Annotated in this window: 18 protein-coding genes and 3 tRNA genes; 7 read left to right on the forward strand and 14 right to left on the reverse strand. The window is 32.9% G+C overall.

Annotated elements, in window-relative coordinates:
• Positions 1-12 precede the first annotated feature (12 nt).
• The 7 genes from nuoL to AAGD53_RS02475 all read right to left on the reverse strand — a co-directional run bounded on the left by nuoL (position 13) and on the right by AAGD53_RS02475 (position 5,543).
• The gene (gene nuoL / locus AAGD53_RS02445) at positions 13-1,938 is read right to left on the reverse strand and encodes an NADH-quinone oxidoreductase subunit L (RefSeq protein WP_341763143.1); all 1,926 of its coding nucleotides are present in this window, start codon (positions 1,936-1,938) and stop codon (positions 13-15) included.
• 5 nt (positions 1,939-1,943) lie between these two features.
• Positions 1,944-2,258 (reverse strand): NADH-quinone oxidoreductase subunit NuoK, encoded by a 315-nt coding sequence (gene nuoK / locus AAGD53_RS02450; RefSeq protein ID WP_341763144.1) that lies wholly within the window; start codon positions 2,256-2,258, stop codon positions 1,944-1,946.
• Positions 2,251-2,865, reverse strand: coding sequence for an NADH-quinone oxidoreductase subunit J (locus tag AAGD53_RS02455; protein WP_341762115.1), 615 nt, complete (start codon positions 2,863-2,865; stop codon positions 2,251-2,253). The genes nuoK and AAGD53_RS02455 overlap by 8 nt, the downstream gene beginning before the upstream one ends.
• Positions 2,866-2,867: 2 nt before the next feature.
• On the reverse strand, positions 2,868-3,347 hold the full coding sequence (gene nuoI / locus AAGD53_RS02460) for an NADH-quinone oxidoreductase subunit NuoI (RefSeq protein WP_341763390.1): 480 nt from the start codon (positions 3,345-3,347) through the stop codon (positions 2,868-2,870).
• 89 nt (positions 3,348-3,436) lie between these two features.
• A complete protein-coding gene (locus tag AAGD53_RS02465) occupies positions 3,437-4,159 on the reverse strand; it encodes a phosphoribosylaminoimidazolesuccinocarboxamide synthase (protein ID WP_341763145.1) in 723 nt (240 codons plus the stop codon).
• A 59-nt stretch (positions 4,160-4,218) separates the two neighbouring features.
• Positions 4,219-4,860: an exopolysaccharide biosynthesis protein gene (locus AAGD53_RS02470; protein WP_341762117.1), complete on the reverse strand. Its 642-nt coding sequence runs from the start codon at positions 4,858-4,860 to the stop codon at positions 4,219-4,221.
• A 434-nt stretch (positions 4,861-5,294) separates the two neighbouring features.
• The gene (locus AAGD53_RS02475; protein WP_341763146.1) at positions 5,295-5,543 is read right to left on the reverse strand and encodes a palindromic element RPE1 domain-containing protein; all 249 of its coding nucleotides are present in this window, start codon (positions 5,541-5,543) and stop codon (positions 5,295-5,297) included.
• A gap of 78 nt (positions 5,544-5,621) precedes the next feature.
• Between AAGD53_RS02475 and AAGD53_RS02480 the strand changes: the two genes are divergently transcribed.
• On the forward strand, positions 5,622-6,929 hold the full coding sequence (locus tag AAGD53_RS02480) for a nitrate/sulfonate/bicarbonate ABC transporter ATP-binding protein (RefSeq protein WP_341763147.1): 1,308 nt from the start codon (positions 5,622-5,624) through the stop codon (positions 6,927-6,929).
• Between the two features lie 254 nt (positions 6,930-7,183).
• On the opposite strand, the gene AAGD53_RS02485 is transcribed toward AAGD53_RS02480, so the two are convergent.
• From AAGD53_RS02485 to AAGD53_RS02495, 3 genes are all read right to left on the reverse strand, one after another.
• A tRNA-Thr gene (locus tag AAGD53_RS02485) sits at positions 7,184-7,259 on the reverse strand.
• Between the two features lie 434 nt (positions 7,260-7,693).
• Positions 7,694-8,926: a Tol-Pal system beta propeller repeat protein TolB gene (tolB, locus tag AAGD53_RS02490; protein ID WP_341763391.1), complete on the reverse strand. Its 1,233-nt coding sequence runs from the start codon at positions 8,924-8,926 to the stop codon at positions 7,694-7,696.
• A gap of 204 nt (positions 8,927-9,130) precedes the next feature.
• Positions 9,131-9,207 (reverse strand) — tRNA-Val (locus AAGD53_RS02495).
• Between the two features lie 278 nt (positions 9,208-9,485).
• On the opposite strand from AAGD53_RS02495, the gene cmk reads away from it, so the two are divergent.
• From cmk to murA, 3 genes are all read left to right on the forward strand, one after another.
• Complete coding sequence (gene cmk, locus AAGD53_RS02500; protein WP_341763148.1) at positions 9,486-10,148, forward strand: (d)CMP kinase; 663 nt, start codon at positions 9,486-9,488, stop codon at positions 10,146-10,148.
• A gap of 423 nt (positions 10,149-10,571) precedes the next feature.
• Complete coding sequence (locus AAGD53_RS02505; RefSeq protein WP_341763149.1) at positions 10,572-12,317, forward strand: 30S ribosomal protein S1; 1,746 nt, start codon at positions 10,572-10,574, stop codon at positions 12,315-12,317.
• A gap of 407 nt (positions 12,318-12,724) precedes the next feature.
• Entirely contained in the window at positions 12,725-13,999 is a 1,275-nt protein-coding gene (murA, locus tag AAGD53_RS02510) for a UDP-N-acetylglucosamine 1-carboxyvinyltransferase (RefSeq protein WP_341763150.1), read from the forward strand.
• A 192-nt stretch (positions 14,000-14,191) separates the two neighbouring features.
• On the opposite strand, the gene AAGD53_RS02515 is transcribed toward murA, so the two are convergent.
• Positions 14,192-14,695: a CarD family transcriptional regulator gene (locus tag AAGD53_RS02515; RefSeq protein ID WP_341762124.1), complete on the reverse strand. Its 504-nt coding sequence runs from the start codon at positions 14,693-14,695 to the stop codon at positions 14,192-14,194.
• Positions 14,696-15,353: 658 nt separating this feature from the next.
• Here AAGD53_RS02515 and AAGD53_RS02520 point away from each other — a divergent pair.
• Positions 15,354-15,428 (forward strand) — tRNA-Cys (locus tag AAGD53_RS02520).
• Between the two features lie 21 nt (positions 15,429-15,449).
• Positions 15,450-16,379, forward strand: coding sequence for a site-specific tyrosine recombinase XerD (locus tag AAGD53_RS02525; protein WP_341763151.1), 930 nt, complete (start codon positions 15,450-15,452; stop codon positions 16,377-16,379).
• 530 nt (positions 16,380-16,909) lie between these two features.
• Here the strand turns inward: AAGD53_RS02525 and AAGD53_RS02530 are convergent.
• Positions 16,910-17,353, reverse strand: a complete 444-nt coding sequence (locus AAGD53_RS02530) for a hypothetical protein (protein WP_341763152.1) — start codon at positions 17,351-17,353, stop codon at positions 16,910-16,912.
• A 92-nt stretch (positions 17,354-17,445) separates the two neighbouring features.
• A complete protein-coding gene (locus AAGD53_RS02535) occupies positions 17,446-18,108 on the reverse strand; it encodes an ankyrin repeat domain-containing protein (protein WP_341763153.1) in 663 nt (220 codons plus the stop codon).
• A gap of 194 nt (positions 18,109-18,302) precedes the next feature.
• Between AAGD53_RS02535 and AAGD53_RS02540 the strand changes: the two genes are divergently transcribed.
• A complete protein-coding gene (locus tag AAGD53_RS02540) occupies positions 18,303-19,037 on the forward strand; it encodes an HD domain-containing protein (RefSeq protein ID WP_341763154.1) in 735 nt (244 codons plus the stop codon).
• Here the strand turns inward: AAGD53_RS02540 and AAGD53_RS02545 are convergent.
• Positions 18,958-20,283, reverse strand: coding sequence for an MFS transporter (locus AAGD53_RS02545; protein WP_341763155.1), 1,326 nt, complete (start codon positions 20,281-20,283; stop codon positions 18,958-18,960). The genes AAGD53_RS02540 and AAGD53_RS02545 overlap by 80 nt on opposite strands.
• Between the last annotated feature and the right edge of the window lie 362 nt (positions 20,284-20,645).

Consider the following 20,645-nt stretch of genomic DNA (forward strand, 5'->3'; position numbering starts at 1 on the left):
CCTACTTCAAACTTACCAAAAAGAATCAGTTCGCAATATTCCTATTATAAAGAAAGTAATATAAACAACTATACATAAAACTATATATAAAGTGTAATTAAATACATAACCTGTCTGCGATCTACTCACCAAAAAACCAAAGTAATTTACCGTTTTGGCAAAGCTATTTGGACCAAATCTATCTATCACTCTTTGATCCATCAAATTGCATAACTTACTTAAGTTAGTTACTAATCTTACTATCACAAAGTCATAAACCTCATCAAAATAATATTTATGTACCAACAGCTTTTCTATAAATCCTATTTTTATTTTTTCTTTGATTCTTCTATAAAAATAAATCCCCAAAACAATACCTATTAGTCCCAAAACCATTGGTAATAATTTTATATAAAGAGGAGGATGAATTGTTAGTATTTGGTAAATATGAATATTAAATATACTATCAAGGAAATAACCATTTGGTTTGTCAAAAGACAATATATAATAACCTATCATTCCTGCAAAAAAACTACCTGCCACTAAAAGACTAAGTGGGCCATTCATGATATTGGGTGATTCATGGACATGATTGATGTCAATAGTTAATCTAGTTTTTCCATGAAATACTAATAAGATAATTTTCATAGAATAAATGGCAGTCAGAACTGCAGCAAAAATTCCAAGAATAAACACGATAGTACCGATACCACCGCTACTATATGCTAGCTCTAAAATAGCATCTTTTGAATAAAATCCTGCTAAAGGATAAATACCTATGAGTGCCAGTGATCCAATTAAAAAATTACAATAAGTAATTGGCATCTTATCTTTCAAACCACCAATCTTAAAAATATTTTGTTCGTGACAAGCGTGAATTACACTACCAGCTGATAAAAATAATAAAGCTTTAAAAAATGCATGGGTGACTAAATGAAAAATACCAGCATTATAAGCTGACACACCACAAGCAAGAAACATATAACCAAGTTGGCTACAAGTAGAATAGGCAATAATTTTTTTTATATCATCTTGAACTATGGCAATAGTTGCGGCAAATATACATGTAATACCACCAATAATGGCAATAAAGTGCAATACCCCTATACTATATTCAAATAAATAAGAACATCTAGCTACTAAAAAGACCCCGGCTGTTACCATAGTTGCAGCGTGAATAAGTGCTGAAACTGGAGTTGGACCTTCCATAGCATCTGGTAGCCATATATGCAAGCCAATTTGAGCCGACTTGCCCATGCATCCCAAGAATAATAGCAAACATACCACGTCAATTACTGTTGCTTTAAAACCTAATATACTTAATTGTATATTAGATAATGACTTTGCTTTAGCAAATACACTAGTAAAATCAACTACACCAAAATAAACAATAATGGTAATAATCCCAAGTATAAAAGCAAAATCTCCTACCCTATTTACTATAAAGGCTTTAATTGCTGCTTTATTCGCCGCTTCTTTCTGATACCAAAAACCAATTAACAAATACGAACAGAGACCAACACCTTCCCAACCAAAAAATAATTGTAAAAAATTATCTGCTGATATCAAAGCTAGCATAAAGAAAGTGAATAATGATAAAAATGCTAGAAATTTAGGTAATCCATCATCATCTGCCATATAGCCAAGAGAATAAATATGTACAACAGCTGAAATCCAAGTAACCACTATAAACATAATAGCGGTTAGCTGATCGACGTAAATCGCCCAACTTACTTTCATGTTACCAACTTCTAGCCATTTTGCTAAAATTATATGAATAATGGCTTTGTTTATGCCCACATTGTAAAATATAAACATAGATAATAAGGCCGATAAACTTATAGCAATAGTAGAAATGAAAGCTGCTTGTTTTTTGCTAAAACACTGACAAAACAAACCATTGATGATACCAGAGATTAAAGGTAACATTACTGTAAGTGTTGCTGCCGAAGCTATCATATCAATTAGCCCTTCATCTGATTTATATCACCCACTTCTATTGAGCCTTTATTTCTAAAATAAACTAGTAATATTGCAAGTCCTATTGTGGTCTCGGCAGCTGCTATTGTTAAAATTATTATACTAAAAATTTGCCCAGATATCTCATGTGCATAAGTAGAGAATGCCACAAAATTGATGTTTACAGCCAGCAGCATCAATTCAATCGACATAAGAATTGTTATAATATTCTTACGATGCATAAACAAACCAACCATCCCTATACTAAAAATGAGGGCCGACAAAGTTAAATAATGTTCCAAAGTAATAGTACTAATCATATTTGAGTCCTTCTATCCCCTCATTTAAATGTGGTTTGACCATTAATATGGAATTATCTTTATTTTTAGCATGCTGCTTAGCAATATCCTGCCTTTTAACTCCGCTGCGATGTCGAATAGTTAAGGTAATACAAGATATCATTGCTACAAATAGAATAATACCCGAAATTTGGAAAGGTAAGATATAATCGGTATATAATACTCGTCCAATGGCATGAGTATTAGTGACACCTGATTTTATCTCAAATTGGCTATTATCTAAAATTATATTTTTAGTACCTAACCAAATTATCAGGACAAGATCAGCAAACATAATAAGGGCAACAGCAATACTTATAAATAAGTTTCTTTTAAATTGTACAATAACATCGGTAAAACGAATATTCAACATCATTATAACAAACAAAAATAATACTGCTACTGCCCCAACATATATAACAATCAATATCATTGCTAAAAATTCTGCTCCTAGCAAAACCATTAGCCCCGAACCGTTACAGAAAGTAAAGATCAACCATAAGACAGAATAAACAGGGTTTTTACTGATGACTACCAAACAACTACTTATAACCATTAACCCTGCAAATAAATAAAAAAATATCTCCATAATTATCTATATTTATAATCATCATATAGCTTAATTGCTAATTCTTGTTCCCACATATCACCATTTTTCAGCAATTTTTCTTTGTCATAAAGCAATTCTTCATGGGTAATAGTAGCAAATTCAAAATTAGGGCCTTCCACTATAGCATCAACTGGACACGCCTCCTGACATAAACCACAATAAATGCATTTAGTCATATCAATATCGTACCTAGTGGTACGCCTACTACCATCTTCTCTTTCTTCTGCTTCAATAATAATAGCTTGAGCCGGACAAATTGCTTCACAAAGCTTACAAGCAATACAACGTTCCTCACCATTAGCGTAACGCCTTAATGCATGCTCACCTTTAAATCTTGGGCTTATCCTTCCCTTCTCATAGGGATAATTTATAGTTACTTTAGGTTTGAAGAAATACTTCAAAGTTAGACTAAGCCCTGAGATTATTTCAAATAAAAAAAAAGACTTTAGATAACTAATTATTCTCATTTTATTATACACCAAAAATTTGTAGCACTAAGCATGTTTACAATTTATTTTTTTCTTCCTAGAGAAGGTTTTAGGTATACTACTTAACTTATATAAGTTCTATCTTTTAATAAATCAGCTATTGCCTGATAAGATTTCAGAGCTTTTTCTGGATCACTGGCAATCATTTCTGCTCCAAGTTTCTCATTATTATTCATATTCCATAAACGACAATTATCAGGGCTAATTTCATCAGCCAACATTACCATAAATTCCTCACCATTAAACACTCTGCCAAATTCTAGTTTGCATTCAACAAGCCTTATACCAATACCTGTAAATAATCCACTTAAAAAATCGTATGTTCTTATGGCTTTATGTTTCACTTCATCAATTTCTTGTTTACTTAACCAACCAAAATTTAGTATTTGGTGTTCATTAATTATAGGATGTTTTAACTCACTACTTCTAACTCTAAAATCGATAATTGGATGATCAAACACGTATCCTTCTTCCATAGAGAATTCTTTTACAAACCTACCGCAAGCTACTGTAGAAACCAATATTTGAATGGGGAAAATATCTACAGATTGTATTAATTGCTCACGCATGTTAATTTTTTCAATTAGGTGGTTATCTATTCCTACCATATCAAGTCTGCTCATTATGAAGGACGAAATATTATTATTCAGCACCCCTTTACCCGAAATATCAAAAATCTCTCCGTTTTCTAAAGTAATTTTGTCAGTAAACGCCATAATAAAAGCAAAATCTTCTTGTGACTGATAAAGAGCTTTACTTGATCCTTGATATAACTTTTGTTTCATTTGAAAAAGATTCTATAGTAGCGGCTTTCACCTTTTGTACAAATTTAATATTTATTATATCAGAAGAATAGATTAAATAAATATTTAATACTAATCCAGCTAGCAGAGATTGCTATAAAAGCTATAATAAGTCCAACTATAGAGGTAATAAATCCAAGAACTATAGTTAATCCATCTCGGTTTAAAAGACCTAATGCCATTATTGTAATGCCCAGTGCAGGTATGGCGTTAGTTAGAGGTAAAGGTATTGATATAGCAATAGAGCAAATCAGTGATATTAAACCAATAAATTGTTCACAATATATAGAGGCTGCGAAACTAAATCTTGGTCGTATATATTTTTCTACAAATTTAATCTTTGGTACAATCTTGTCACTTATATTAATAAGTATATCATTGCTAATTTGATAATTATTAATTTTGGATGGTAAAGAAACTTGTCTAAAGCCAAGCAACATCTGCATAGATAGAATCATCAAAGGAATACCTACTATAGTAGTAAAACCTGGAGGATACGGCAGCGGAATTGCAACTGGTATTGCAAAAAAAAGTATCGTTAATAGAAGACCATTTTCATGAAAATCAACTAATAACTCACTAATTCTAGTCTTTTCTTTTTTTTCTTTTTGTCCTAATTTATAAAAAACACTAGATACTGTAGTTCTATCTAGTTGTTTATCTTTTGATGCAATGTTAAACATTTTTACTTAATTTTCTTGTAAATTATACTATATTTTAGATTATTAGAAAATAATTAATAATCAAAGAAATTAATTCCATCAATAATTTTCTTACGTTAGGTTATCTCAAAACTATGATTTTATAGTAATTGAGAAATGCACTACACCCCAATTCGGGATAAGAATTAGTTAATTCTTATCCCGAATTGGCTTTAATACAAGGAAAAATGCATTCTTAAAGCGGCTAACGCGAATGCATTTTAAACCTTTCTAAAGCTAAAAACATGATTTTAATTTTTTAAAATCATGTTTTTAGCAAAATATTAATTTAACAATCAGATGCAGAGCCGTCTCAAATCTGATTGTTTCGATAATTTTACCGAATTTGGGATAAGAATTGACAAATTCTTATCCCAAATTCGCACACTACGGAATGTAGCACAATTGTAATGGATTTAGCAAAGAATATTTACTTTATTATCATTAGACTTCCTGCAGAATTCTACTTTTGCTGGTAATTTGTGCGTGATACCGGTACTCTGCTCCTCACGTACATTTGAGTACGCTGCGGGTCGAGATTCCGTGTCTCCTACAAATTCCTCAGCAAAAGCGAATTCTGCAGGAAGTCTATTAGTGAACTTCAGTTTTGGATTAAAATTAAAAATTTTAATCCAAAACTGGCTAGAATATTCAGAAAAATGCATTCTTGAAGCGGCTGACGCGAGTGCATTTTAACTTTTTTTATCATTCAAGTTGACCATTTTACAAAAAGAGTAAGACCTATGAATAATAATTTACTTGAATTAATATCAATTACACAAAGTTTTACAAAAGATGATCATAGTACGCAAAAAATACTAGATAATGTTACTCTAAAACTAAAACCTAATGAGATAGTTGCGATACTAGGAAAATCTGGATCTGGAAAATCAACATTACTAAGAATTATCGCAGGTTTTACAAAACCAGTTAAAGGTAAAGTAATACTAAATAAAAAACCTGCTTTTCGTGATCGTTGTGATATTAGTATGATTTTCCAAACATTTGCACTTTTTCCATGGTTGACTGTTTTTGAGAATGTTGAGCTAGGTTTAAAAAGTTTCAATATTTCTGAGTATGAACGTCGCAAACGTGCATTAGAGGCCATAGATATGATAGGACTTGATGGTTTTGAGTCAGCATATCCAAAAGAATTATCAGGTGGTATGAAGCAACGAGTAGGTTTTGCTAGAGCATTAGTTCTCAGACCAGAAATTTTACTTATGGATGAAGCTTTTTCTGCTCTTGATGTTCTAACTGCTAATACCTTAAAGAATGATTTTCTTGATCTGTGGAGTAGTGGAAAAACTCAAATGCAGTCGGTGGTATTGGTAACTCATTCGATTGAAGAAGCAGTAACTATGGCTGACAAAGTGTTAATACTTTCATCTAATCCTGGGCGTATTGTATCAGAATTAGCAATTACCCTCCCTCGTTTACGTGATGTTCAAAGTATGGAATTTCGTACTATGGTAGATAAAATTTATGCTCTCATGGTATCAGCCTATGAAAAACCACCTTTGCCTGTTAGTAATAAACAGAAAGCTATTGTTGGCAACATCGATCAAAAAATTCATTTGTCGGTAAATGAACTGATCGGTAGCATTGAGGCACTTTCTGCATCGCCATATAAAGGTTCTGCAAATTTATCAGAATTATCTAAGATTTTTCACATTAACAATATGGGGGAAATTTTACATATTGTTGGAGCTTTACAAATATTAAATTTTGCTAATGTTACTTCTGAGAGTATAAAATTAAATAAACATGGCAAGCTTTTTTTCACAAGTAGTTTAGAAGATAGAAAAAAAATGCTTGCTCAGCATTTACTTGACAATATCCCTCTTGCATCCTACATTTGTGAAATTTTACATCAACGTTTAGATCATAAAGCACCTCTTTCACGTTTTAAGACACAGCTTGAGGATACATTATCTAGTGAAGATGCCACTATAACTTTAAAGTCTATAATAGGTTTAGGAAGATATGCAGAAATCTTCTCCTATGATGATAATAAAAAGGTTTTTAGCTTAGATAATCCAACAGCTTGAAAGTCGAATTGTATATATCGTATTATTTAACCTCAATTTCGGATTAATTTCATTAATCCGAAATTGAGGTTAATAAGGTGATGTTATTGTGTTACAATAGATATCTTCGGCAAACTCTACTTCTGTCGGTAATTTGTGCGTGATACCGGCTACTGCTGCTCCTCACGTACATCATCGTCCGCTGCGGGTCGAGATTCCGTGTCTTCTTTAAATTCCTCAGCATAAGCGAGTTTGCCAAAAAGATATAATATTTATGGTGCCGATAGAGGGAATTGAACCCCCGACCTACGCGTTACGAATGCGTCGCTCTGCCAGCTGAGCTATACCGGCAATAGGTTAGCCCTAGGTTCTTATAATACCATTTCTGAAAACTAATCATCACGTTGTCGTACTTCATGATCTCCGCTCCTCACGTACTAGTTGTACGCGAAGGTAGCCGACACTCGCCGAGTAGCAATTTAGTTTTGGGAAATGGTATAATAACCTGAATTCGATGTAACAAGTTACATCGAATTCGGTATTATATATAGAAACAATCAGGTTTGAAGCGGTTCTACACCTGATTGTTAAAATATAATACTCCATTCAATATGTGATTTTAATAATTAAAATCACATATTGAATGATGAAAAAAGTTAAAATGCACCCGCGTCAGCCGCTTCAAGAGTGCATTTTTCCTTATAATAAAGCCAGTTCGATATAAGAATTATTAATTCTTATATCGAACTGAGGTTATAATATGTTTTTAAGATATAAGAACCTAGTCAATTTAACATTCTTGACCACTCAGGATCAGAAGCATCTTGAGGAGTAAGAATCTCTCTTTCATTATAACCAGTCAAATCAATGGAATATATACGATTTTTACCTGCTGTTTTGTTTCTAGAAGGCCAACCTTTAGCAAACATAATTATCCTACCATTGGGTGACCAACACGGACCTTCAACTAGATAGCCACTAGTTATAATTCTTTCACTATTCTCATCACCATAGGAAAGTGCTTTCATCACTCCAATGGTAAAACCCTCTCCTTTAGAAAGTTTAGTAAAGGCTATATAATCTCCTCTAGGTGACCAACTTGGTGCAGTATACATTCCCCCGGCAAAACTGATACGTTCCACATTTGAACCATCAGAATTCATAATATATAATTGTCTTGTTCCACTTCGATCAGAATTAAAAACTATTTTACTGCCATCCGGTGAATAGCTAGGAGAGGTATTAATACCAACACCATGGGTCAACTGCTTAGTCGCCATATTATTCAGATCAATTTCAAAAATATGAGTAGCTCCATTTCTTGCTATTGACATTATAGCCTTGTCCCCTTGAGGTGAGAATCTTGGGGCAAAGGACATGCCAGGAAAATTACCAACTAGTTTTTCTTTACCTGTTTTAAGATCACGAATGTAAACATGTGGTTTTTGCTTTCGTACATACGATAAATACATAATCTTATCTGCTTGCGGAGAAAATCTTGGAGTAAGAACCAAATTTTTACCATCTGACAGATATTTATGATTAGCACCATCATGATCCATCATAGCTATTTTCTTTACCCGTTTTAGATAAGGTCCACTTTCTGACACATATACTATTTTTGTATCAAAATAACCCGAATCTCCAGTAATTTTCTCATAAATTTTATCAGCTATTTTATGTGCTACTCTACGCCATAAATGTGGTGATGTTTCCAAAATCTCACCTATAAGATCTTTTTCTAAGCTTACATCCCATAATATAAAACTAACCTTTAGCTTGCCAGAAGATAGCTTAGTAACCTCACCATTAATTAGCAGATTAGCATTAATTTGTCGCCAAGCAGCAAAAAGAGGCTTATGTTTTATCCCCACAATTTGTTCTATAAAAGAAGCAGTAGAAATTGGGCGAAACATGCCAGAACTCTTTAGGTCATTAGATACTACGCTAATTATATCAGCACCAATTACACTATTCGCACTATCATCTGCATCAAATTTATTAATAGCTATCGGCATTGGATCAACATGTCCTCGCTCTATAACTATAGTTTCTATGGCATAACTATTGAAGTTAGCAACTAACAACAGTATAACACAAAAATACCTGACCACTAATACCACCTAGATCTTTTTTTAACAATATTTAACATCAATTTGTATTTAGGTTCCGTCGCCAAAAAAAACCTAAATACAAATTGATATTAATATATAATAAAAGTTTGGTGGGCGGTAGTGGATTCGAACCACCGACCTTTACGATGTCAACGTAATGCTCTAACCAACTGAGCTAACCGCCCTTGCTTTTCTGATTTAATTTTATACTTAAAACAACAAAGTATACTCTTTTGCTTTAAAGAATTGCTTTTTCAAATACTTACAGAGTCTATCTCGTACTCACGTAGCAGATGTACACCTAGTCCGGTTACCCCTTGTTTATTGTCCCAATTCTTCAAATCATTTGAAATATATATCAAGTTTTCATGGTAACATGTCTAATCTATAATAGCTTCAATTTCAAGTTTTATTTGCATTATTTTAAATATTCAGCTAGAATTCGGCATAAAATTATAAGTAAATGACCTTAAAATCTCAAGCTTTTAATATTAGCAATAATTTTGTAGTGGCACTGGATGGTCCAGCAGCATCGGGTAAGAGTACAATTGGGCAAATGTTAGCACAAAAACTTAAGCTTACTTACTTTCAATCAAGTATTGTATATAGAAGCCTTGCTATTTCTTGTATAAACCAAAAAATTGATCTTACTGACATAAATGGAATAATTGAATTATCCAAATCTACGGAATATGTACAAAATTCAGAACTTGATAGTGAGATTGTAGGTAATGTAGCATCAAAAATTGCTATTATACCGGAAGTAAGAAATAACCTAGGGAAATATCTAGGAAAATTAATAAAAACAACTCCTAGAATTATAATGGAAGGTAGAGATATTGGAACAGTAGTGGCCCCAAATGCTGACTTAAAGATTTTTATCAGAGCAGATATTGTTATTAGAGCAAAGAGAAGATATAAAGAATTGCAAGAAAAAGGAGGAGAATATATATTTGATACAGTTTTGGAACAACTAAAAATAAGAGACAAACGGGATATAGAGCGTGATATTGCTCCAACTCTTCCCCCACAAGGAGCTTTAGAAATTGATACTTCTTATCTATCACCAAAAGAAGTGATTGATAAGATCATGGAGTTTATTTCAGTTAACGCGAATTCGGGATAAGAATTTGCCAATTCTTATCCCAAATTCGGTAAAATTATAGAAACAATCAGATTTGAGACGGCTCTGCATCTGATTGTTAAATTAATATTTTGCTAAAAACATGATTTTAAAAGATTAAAATCATGTTTTTAGCTTTAGAAAGGTTTAAAATGCATTCGCAAAACTGCTTTAAGAATGCATTTTTCCTTATATTAAAGCCAATTCGGGATAAGAATTGACAAATTCTTATCCCGAATTGGGGTAGTTAGGTAACATCAACATATTTTATGTGCCATAGGTTGTTTTATCTACATTTTATTAACCATTCATAGTTAATTTAGTTGAATTTGATTACTTAAGGCGAAGAACAACTTGCTTATGTAAATTCAGGTCAATTAACTATAATTTTTATACTAGACGGCACAACTAGTATTAGAGAATAATATGCAAAAATTTAAGAAAAAATTTGTTTCTCAACTTGCTGAAATTAGCATTCAATCTCACGAAGATTTTGCACAAATGCTTGAAGCCGTAAGTACTAGTCACGTAAAAGAAGGTACTGTTGTCAAAGGTCAAGTAGTAGGGATTGCTAAAGGCATTATCATAGTTGATGTTGGATTAAAGAATGAAGGCAGAGTTCCTATAGAAGAATTTGCTCTAGCTAGTAATCAACCTTTACCAGAAGTTGGCGAGATAGTTGATGTATATATTGAGAAAATTGAAGGACGTAACGGTAGAACTATATTAAGTCGTGAAAAGGCCATTAGAGAAGAATCATGGGGACATTTAGAAATTGCATGTGCCAATAAACAGTTTGTTGATGGTATAATATTCGGACGTGTTAAAGGTGGATTTACTGTTGACGTATCAGGGGTTGTTGCCTTCTTACCTGGAAGTCAGGTAGATGTTAGACCAATAAAAGATATTGCTTCGTTAATGGGTATCAAGCAGCCATTCCAAATTTTAAAGATGGATAAGAAACTTGGTAATATCGTAGTTTCTAGAAGAGCCATACTTGAAGAATCAAGATCTGAGGCTAGAGATGAAATGTTATCGAAAATTAAGGAAGGAATAATATTAGATGGTACAGTAAAAAATATCACTGATTACGGTGCGTTTATTGCTTTAGGTAATTCAGGTAATGTAGACGGTCTATTGCACGTTACTGATATTTCATGGAGCAGAATAAATCACCCTTCTGAAGTTTTATCTCTAGATCAAAAGGTTAGGGTTATAGTTATAAAATTTAATGAAGAAACTAAGAGAATTTCACTTGGTATGAAGCAACTTGATCATAATCCATGGCAAAGTATAAAAGAAGAATTCCCAGTTGGCAAAGTAATGACTGGCAAAGTAACAAATATTGCTGATTATGGGGTATTTATTGAATTAAAAGATGGTATTGAAGGACTCGTTCATTCAAGTGAAATTAGCTGGGTAAAATCAAATCAACATCCTAAGAAAATGCTTACTATTGGTCAAGAAGTTCAATTTACAATTTTAGAAGTTGATACCGATAAACATAGAATATCTCTAAGTATTAAACAGTGTCAAGATAACCCAATTATTGGGTTTGCACATAGTCATCCAATAGGTAGTATAATTAAAGCACCAATACGAAATATCACTGACTTTGGTATGTTTGTAGCACTTAATGACAACATTGATGGTATGATTCATGAAACAGATATAAGTTGGGAAGGCAATGGTACTGAGCTGTTAAAAACATATAAAAAGAATGATCAAATAGAGTGTAAAGTCTTATCAATTGATATTGAAAAGGAACGTATAAGCTTAGGTATTAAACAACTAAGCTTTGACCCCCAGCAAGATGAATTTGACATGTACAAAAAAAATATGGTAGTTACTTGCTCAGTTACTGAAGTTAAAGATGATGGGATAGAAGTTATTTTAGACGACAAAATACCGGGTTTCATCAAAAAAGCTGATCTTTCTAGTGAAAAAGCTGATCAAAAAACTGAAAGATTTGTCCCTAATGACAGAATTGATGCAAAAATCATTACCATTGATAAGGCATCTCGTAAAGTTACTTTGTCAATAAAAGCACTTGAAATAGAAAAGAGAGAAAAAGCTATCAAAGAATATGGTTCTGCTGATAGCGCTGCTAGTCTAGGGGACATACTTGGAACAGCTCTTGACAATAAAGGAGACAAAAACAGTAAAACTTGATATTTATTAGATGTCTTTGGCAAACTCGCTTATGCTGAGGAATTTAAAGAAGCCACGGAATATCGACCCGCAGCGGACGATGATGTACGTGAGGAGCAGCAGTAGCCGGTAGCACGAATAAGTTGTACCATTTCCGAAAACTAATCATCACGTCGTCGTACTTTATGATCTCCGCTCCTCACGTACTAGTTGTACGCGAAGGTAGCCGACACTCGTACTCCGAGTAGCAATTTAGTTTTGGGAAATGGTATTACCAGCAGAAGTAGAGTTTGCCAAAGATCTCTATTATTGTTTTGTAGCAAAATCGAAGGCCTTTACTTCAATTTTGCTACTCAATTTTTACCTAAAAACTTGAAAAGTAGTAAACTAATTTTCAAGTTTTTGTAAGTAATATATAGGATTTTTCCATGGACAGTTTGATAATTAAAGGCGGTATCCCTCTTGAAGGTAGTATTAGCATTAGTGGGGCTAAAAATTCGGCCCTACCAATTATGACTGCAGCACTACTTACAGATAAGCTTAGTATTAACAATGTTCCAAAGCTTACTGATATTCTCACAATGAAAAAATTACTTGAGAATTTAGGTAGTGTTGTTACTGTAACTGATCATCAAGATCGATTGAGTATGGATATCGACAGCAGCAATATTAATAATTTTACTGCCCCATATGATATAGTACGTAAAATGCGTGCTTCTATTTGGGTTCTAGGACCTCTACTTTCTAGATTTTCTAAAGCTAAGGTTTCCTTACCTGGAGGATGTGCTATAGGTGCTCGACAAGTTGATCTACATGTAGCAGTTCTACAAGCTATGGGAGCAAATGTTGACGTCGATCATGGTTATATTAATGCTACAATTAAAGGTAGATTAAAAGCTGTACATTTTGTTTTTAATAAAATATCTGTTGGAGCAACAATTAATGCCATAATGGCTGCTACTTTGGCTGAAGGAGAAACAATATTATTTAACTGTGCTAGAGAACCAGAAATCATTGATCTGTGCCATTGTCTTAGCAAAATGGGTGCAGAAATAGATGGAATTGCTACAAATGAAATAAGAATAATTGGTAGATCTCATTTAAAAAATGTCAATTATTCAATTATGCCGGATCGTATTGAAGCTGGTACTTACATGATTGCTGCTGCTATTACTAAAGGCAATTTAAACATTTATGGAATCAGCAATAATATCGTTGAAAATATAGTATTAAAGCTTATTGAAGCTGGTATAGAAATTTTACCTATTGATAATGGTTTAAGAGTTTCTTACGTAGGTAAATTAAACCCTGTGGACATCCATACAAATCCATATCCAGGGTTTGCAACAGACTTACAAGCTCAGTTTATGAGCCTTATGACTCTTTGCAAAGGTTCTTCTATAATTACAGAAAACATTTTTGAGAATCGCTTTATGCATGTTCCTGAATTATGCAGAATGGGGGCAAATATAACAATTAACGGAAAGAGTGCTATAATACGGGGTGTACCTTTTTTGACAGGAGCAGAAGTAATGGCAAGTGACCTCAGAGCATCAGTATCCCTAGTATTAGCTGGACTTGCCGCCAACGATACAACAAGAATACACCGAATCTACCACTTAGACCGTGGATACCAAACATTGGAGAAAAAACTAACCAGTTGCGGGGCAAATATAGTACGAATTACTGGAGGTAATGTTTAAATAAATTCGTTATATTTAGGTAGAACTTCAAGAATTAAGATTTCCGCGACCTAAAGATCGAAACTACTCCGTTACTCATGTACGTTACGCTGCTCGACTTTGCTACTGCCTAGCTCTTCTTGAAGTTATACTATCGTCTATCAATTCTTGAAATCATAGCAGTGTATCACCTTGGAAAAATGAGTTTCCAATTTACGCAGCGAGCTTATCTCTCAATACTTCAATTAATTTATTAATTGCTTCGTCAGGATTTATATTCTCAAGAATTGCAAGTTCCCCAGCTAGCCTATTTAAGGCTGATTCATAAATAGTCCTTTCACTATAAGATCGATCACTATCAACATTCTTATAGAGATCTCGTACCACTTCTGCTACAGATACTACATTACCAGAATTTATTTTACCCTCATATTCTTGTGCTCTTCTACTCCACATCCTATTACCTTGCTTAGCTTTACCCTGAAGTGTTGAATATATTAAAGCTAAATCAGTTTTACTAACAAGTTTTCTAAGACCCGAAATAGCAGCTCTGTTTACCGGTACTTTCAAAGTCATTTTGTCTTGAGGGAACGATATTACATAAACCTTAATATCAGCACCAGCTATGATTTGGTGTTCTACATTTACTATCTCTCCAACTCCATGAGATGGATATACAATTCTTTCTCCTACTTTAAATTCAGACGATGTTGACATGCTTACTCCTTTCCATTATAAAAACTTAGACCATGGTCAATTGATTTGAATTTGTGTCAGTGAGTTGCAAATAATTAAATCCTAACTATAGATATTTTGCAAATCACAATACTAAAGATAACACTCCCTAAATATACTTGAATGTGACTCCGAATTAAATTTGAAAATGAGGAAAGAACACACTAGACGTACATTATGGTACGGGAGTCCTTGATATTTTCAAATAACAATTCTTCGAAACAGAATTAGTATACAATACAGACTAATTTTACTCTGTGGTAGTATAGCATATTTTAGAAGGATAACAAAGTATAAGTTATAAAAAAATATTACCCTAACCTGAATTCGATGTAACAAGTTACATCGAATTCAGTATTATATATAGAAACAATCAGGTTTGAAGCGGTTCTACACCTGATTATTAAAATATAACACTCCATTCAACATGTGATTTTAATAATTAAAATCACATGTTGAATGATGAAAAAAGTTAAAATGCACTCGCGTCAGCCGCTTTAAGAGTGCATTTTTCCTTATAACAAAGCCAGTTCGATATAAGAATTATTAATTCTTATATCGAACTGAGGTTACCCTGCCTAAAACAAAAGAAAAATAAGTTGCCTTTTGCTCTAATATTGGTTAGTATTCAAAGCCTTTAGGCTAGGTAGCAAAGTGGTAATGCCGTGGACTGCAAATCCTCAATGCGCCGGTTCGATTCCGGCCCTGGCCTCCATTAAAACAAACTGTACATAATATGGTAGAGTTTATCGAACAATTCCTAGAAATGATGATAGCGGAGCGTGGTGTAGCTAATAATTCCGTACTTGGCTACAAAGGTGATCTGTTAGATTTTCAGAAATTTTTATCACAGAATAACTTGTTAGAGCTGAATATTAAAGCTGAAAATATTAGAGACTGGATAGAATATTTATCAGGAAATGGCTTGCAGGCAAGATCAATCAACCGGAAAATATCCACTATAAAAAACTATTATGAATTTTTAATTAGCGAAAAGCATACCAATTATAATCCTGCTTTGATGGTAGATCTACCAAGATATCAAACTAAACTTCCTTCTACATTATCAATTGATAAAATCAAAGATTTACTTTTCTATTGTGATCAAGACAAAAATCCTGATTCCATACGCCTAAAAGCAATGATTCATTTATTATATGCAAGTGGGTTACGTGTTTCTGAGCTTGTCAGTATAAGGTTAACTGATATTTTAGTAAATCAAATGTCCCAAAATATTAGAAAAATATTTTCAATAATCGGTAAAGGTAATAAAGAAAGAATGGTAATAATCAATGAACAGGCTACCATGAGTTTGTCCGATTATTTAACTATTCGTAGTAAATTTATAAGCAAAAAACACCCTAAAAGTCAAATTTATTTATTTTGTTCTTCTTCAGCTAGTGGTCATATGACTAGGCAGAATTTTGCAATTCTGTTAAAACAAGCATCTATTAAGGCTGGGCTAGACCCAAGTAATATCTCCCCACATACTTTACGTCACAGTTTTGCAAGCCATTTGCTAGAAGGCGGTGCAGATCTTAGGGTAATTCAAGAACTACTTGGACATGCTGATATTAGTACTACCCAAATTTACACACATATACAAACAAAGCATCTAAAACAGGCTTTAGATCATCATCCGCTTAAATCATCTATACTCAAATGATGTAAAGAATTAATGGTATACTCAGGTAGAACTTCAAGAATTAAGATTCCCGCGACCAAAGATCGAAGCTGCTCACGTCTCATCTTCGAGATAAATATGAGCAGAAATTATGCTATAGAACGTGAGTATTATGCGACGAGTGGAGTGTAGAATTAAATTCTCGTTACTGACTACATTTTTTCACCTGTGGAATTTTATAATAAAGAAATACTGATAAAAGTGTACTTTAATGACAAGAGTTTTTATTTGAAACAAAACAATGGTAATACACATAAGAAGCATTATGTTGACTAATTTTTAGTATGTCAAGTAGAAAAGTGATGTTTACATGACTACAAACTTCATTCCAAAACCACTACGAACCTGATTCTTTAGACGTTTCAAGCACTTTTTCGTCTCGAAGATGAGTCACGTACTAATGTACGCCTAGCAGCTCGACTTTGCTACTGCCTAGCTCTTCTTGAAGTTATACTATCGTCTACCAACTCTTCATTTACGAGTAGTATATTATATAATACATATGAGTAATTTCATTGGTCATGATGATCAAAATCACCTAATGGTTTCATTATATCATCTTGGTGAATTATTTCATCTGTCAAACCAGTTCCTGGATTAGAAATAGGTGTTTCAGATGATAAATTGTTAACAAAACTTCTTACAGAAATTTTCATTTTTTCTGTCAGTTGTTCCGAGGCATCTAGTCCATCCATGAATGGAAAGTGGTCTTCGTCCCAGTTAAAGAGTCTAGAAGGGTTATCTAATATATGGAAAATACGACAAAATTCAGCTTTATCTCCATCATTAGGTAATTCTTTGTGCTCAGAAACATAACGAAATGTTTCTACAAATTTCTTTATTTTTTCTTCAAGACATTTGGCTTCTTTTAATATTTCTTCATTATCCAATTTTGCTAATTTCTCCATGACGTTTTCTATCTCACAAACATTAGCATAATTTTTAAGTAGTACCATTACTGTTTCAGGGTGTTCATGTTCTATTGCTATTTCTAAGGGATATTGCTTATCATGAGGCCACCTTTCATCTAAATACTCTTGTACATTAGCTAAAGAAGGATCATCTTTTCTACAACAGTAGAAAATCCTGCCCGTATTGCAGTATGTATAGCGTGATAATAATAGTGACCATTGTTAAAAAAAACATTTACTGATGCATGATGATCTATTAGTGTATGGGCTGTATTAATATAGTCCTCCTTTTGTTCTGAATTCTTTGTAATATCACTATTATCTTCTATATCAGAATCTACTTTAGGGTCTGTATCAGGTATGTCGTCAGGGTTTGCATCATATATATCTTGATATTTGGCAACCCATAGATCCAACACATTAAATAATGGTGTATTATATAATTCTCCTTTGTCCTTAAATCTTGTAATGTCTTTACCCCAACCCTTACTATCCACTTGAGCTCCGTGATCAAGTAATATCTCTACTGCCTGATATTTAGTGTTCAATGCTGCTTCATGTAAAGCTGTCCTTTTTTCATAACCTAACACATCTACCGTAGCACCAGACTTAATTAATAACTCTATTATATCAGTAAACCCTTCTTTTGCCGCTATACGTAATGGAGTTCTGCCATTTTTATCTTTGGCATTAATATCAAGGTTAGGCAATTCTAATATTTTTCTTACTTCCTCAATATTTCCACTCTTAACTGCCACATGTAGTTGCATAGTGCTAGCTACATCTTTATCTTTACTCATCTGATCCTCTTTTATATAATCATTATAGTTGAATTATATCATATTCTTCCTACCCGCTAAGCATATTTATGAAAAAATTTATACAACAAGATTAGAAAATATTGCATCTTTTTAAAAATAAAAAGTAGTAAATGCTTTAAGTAATCAGAATTTTAGTTTATAATAACTTTATAATTAAAATATCATGGTTTCTTATGGAAGATGTTAATAACTATTGGGATAATTCAAAATACCAGTATTGTGCATATGCTGAGAGGTTGCTTAATGAGTTAATTTTGCTAAATAAAAAAGTAAAGCAACCAATAGACATGTATGAAGTCAAAAAAGGCATCTACTATGCTAAAAAATATCATGGCAGTCAAATGAGACAATCTGGTGAGCCTTATTATTCTCATCCGATTGAAGTGGCGTATATGCTTGCCCAGTACACAGCCCTAGAAATTCCAAAATATTTCAGAACTGACATGATTGTGACTGCATTACTACACGACACCATCGAGGATACAAAACTTACCGAAAAGATGATTGCTTACATCTTTGGCAGTCAAGTGGCTAGTCAAGTAGAAGACTTAACTAGGGTTAAACCTAGTGGCAAGATTAGCTCGGCGGAAATGGTCGAAATGTTATATAAAGAAAAAAAACATGATGTGCTTTTAGTTAAGTTATTTGACAGATTACATAATATACAAACGGTTAGTGCTAAATCACCGGAAAAAGCTAAAAAGATTATAGAAGAGACCTTACGTTATTTCGTAGTTTTAGCAGAATATTTAGGGTTACCTAGCGTATCAAAATTAATACACACATATACTACTATTAATGTATTGACAGACATTGATTTAAATGCAACTAATTTTTCTTATCAAAATAATTACCAGCCGCTTTCTCTAATCTACCAAAATGCATTACACCAAAACTATAACTTATAACCACAGGTATCATTATAATTAATAATCCTATATAGCCAAAAAACTCAACTAAATACACCAGTCCGAATGAAGTTATTATATACATTATAACACGTGATAAAGCATAAGAAAAAGATGAATGAGTAAAACGTCGGAAAATTGATATATGCGTATATGTTATTGGTCTTGCTGGCACATAGTCACAGGCAAATAGCATTATACAACATTGAATAAAAAATATAGTATAATGACTAGATGTTTTTGTTATTAACATTGGGGTAAGTAACATAACAATTATAAACAAGCATAGTTTAGCTTTGATGATTTTTGGTGGATAAACTTTATAACTTAAAAAAGTCAATACTAACATTCCTATTAATTGAATTATTGAAACAATAAAATTTTGATGAATGATTTGTTCTGAGCTGAATCCAAAATCTTGCTTAAGAATATTACCACAATAAACATAAGCAAAGTAAAAACATACTGGCCAAGCACAATCCATAAAAAACAAAGCTATTATGTTTTTCCTATCACTATTTTTTTCTACAATTCCTTTCCATATAGGATTAGATTTTAAGTCTTTTTTTGAGTCACCTAAAATATTTTTTATCCGTCTTTTTGCGTCAGCAAAATCAGTAGTTTCCTTTAAAGTTGTTCGTGCTATAACACCTATTATAGCTACCCCTGCTCCAAACCAAAATGCTATACGCCAATTTAAATTATGTAAGGTTGTAAAAGATGCAATAGCTAATGCAAATGTACCACCTAATATAGAAAAGACAGAGGTTAATGCTACTACTGGGTATTGGATAGGTGGTTTTGTTATTTCAGTTAAGTATAATTGTGCACCTATAAATTCTCCCATAGATGATAAGCCTTGAAGAATTCGACATATTGTAACTAATATAGTAGCAATGAGTCCAACTTCAGCATAAGTTGGAAGATTAGCCATCACAAAACAGGATAAAGCCATCATAAAAGTTGTAATAATAACAGTTGCCTTACGTCCAATATTATCTCCTATCCAGCCAAATAGCAAAGCCCCAAATGGTCTTAATAAATAAGTAGAACAAAAAGCAAAAGCAGCATAAATTGCTGCAGTATGAGGGTCAGATTTTGGAAAAAACAACTCATTCAACAATACCGCCATATGAACATAAAGCATCAGATCAAAATACTCTAGGAAAGTCCCTATTGAAAGCAATCCAACAGCTTCTTTTTGTTCTTTCGTTAGGCTTCTTTGTTCCTGCTGATATCCTATCATTTATTCACCTTAAATATATTTATTAGTATTTATAAATACTGAAGATTTGGTTAATTAATAGCAAGAAAATTATAGTATCGAAAATTGAAATAATAAATCTTGGTTGTAACAATATCACGGTTCTATAAACAAATTACTCACCTTACGCATAATCCCCATGGCAATTTAAAAGTCATAGGAAAAACAGCCTAGCGTCTATTAGCGAGGAGCTGCAACGCAGCGACGAAGCAATTGAATGAATGTGGATTGCCACGACCACTACGTGGTTTCGCAATGACATCTTGTACTTTCCTACAATTTTTAAATGCCATACATAAGGTGAACAAATTAGAAGGGGGAAAAAAGATATTTGGTAAAAATAT

The sequence above is a fragment of the Candidatus Tisiphia endosymbiont of Melanophora roralis genome (genome assembly GCF_964026575.1).
Lineage (GTDB): Bacteria > Pseudomonadota > Alphaproteobacteria > Rickettsiales > Rickettsiaceae > Tisiphia.

Coding starts and splice junctions, on each gene's coding strand:
- nuoL (WP_341763143.1), bottom strand. CDS start 1,938: ATGATAGCTTCGGCAGCAACACTTACAGTAATGTTACCTTTAATCTCT.
- nuoK (WP_341763144.1), bottom strand. CDS start 2,258: ATGATTAGTACTATTACTTTGGAACATTATTTAACTTTGTCGGCCCTC.
- AAGD53_RS02455 (WP_341762115.1), bottom strand. CDS start 2,865: ATGGAGATATTTTTTTATTTATTTGCAGGGTTAATGGTTATAAGTAGT.
- AAGD53_RS02465 (WP_341763145.1), bottom strand. CDS start 4,159: ATGAAACAAAAGTTATATCAAGGATCAAGTAAAGCTCTTTATCAGTCA.
- AAGD53_RS02470 (WP_341762117.1), bottom strand. CDS start 4,860: ATGTTTAACATTGCATCAAAAGATAAACAACTAGATAGAACTACAGTA.
- AAGD53_RS02475 (WP_341763146.1), bottom strand. CDS start 5,543: ATGCATTTTTCTGAATATTCTAGCCAGTTTTGGATTAAAATTTTTAAT.
- AAGD53_RS02480 (WP_341763147.1), top strand. CDS start 5,622: ATGAATAATAATTTACTTGAATTAATATCAATTACACAAAGTTTTACA.
- tolB (WP_341763391.1), bottom strand. CDS start 8,926: ATGCCGATAGCTATTAATAAATTTGATGCAGATGATAGTGCGAATAGT.
- cmk (WP_341763148.1), top strand. CDS start 9,486: ATGACCTTAAAATCTCAAGCTTTTAATATTAGCAATAATTTTGTAGTG.
- AAGD53_RS02505 (WP_341763149.1), top strand. CDS start 10,572: ATGCAAAAATTTAAGAAAAAATTTGTTTCTCAACTTGCTGAAATTAGC.
- murA (WP_341763150.1), top strand. CDS start 12,725: ATGGACAGTTTGATAATTAAAGGCGGTATCCCTCTTGAAGGTAGTATT.
- AAGD53_RS02515 (WP_341762124.1), bottom strand. CDS start 14,695: ATGTCAACATCGTCTGAATTTAAAGTAGGAGAAAGAATTGTATATCCA.
- AAGD53_RS02525 (WP_341763151.1), top strand. CDS start 15,450: ATGGTAGAGTTTATCGAACAATTCCTAGAAATGATGATAGCGGAGCGT.
- AAGD53_RS02530 (WP_341763152.1), bottom strand. CDS start 17,353: ATGGTACTACTTAAAAATTATGCTAATGTTTGTGAGATAGAAAACGTC.
- AAGD53_RS02535 (WP_341763153.1), bottom strand. CDS start 18,108: ATGAGTAAAGATAAAGATGTAGCTAGCACTATGCAACTACATGTGGCA.
- AAGD53_RS02540 (WP_341763154.1), top strand. CDS start 18,303: ATGGAAGATGTTAATAACTATTGGGATAATTCAAAATACCAGTATTGT.
- AAGD53_RS02545 (WP_341763155.1), bottom strand. CDS start 20,283: ATGATAGGATATCAGCAGGAACAAAGAAGCCTAACGAAAGAACAAAAA.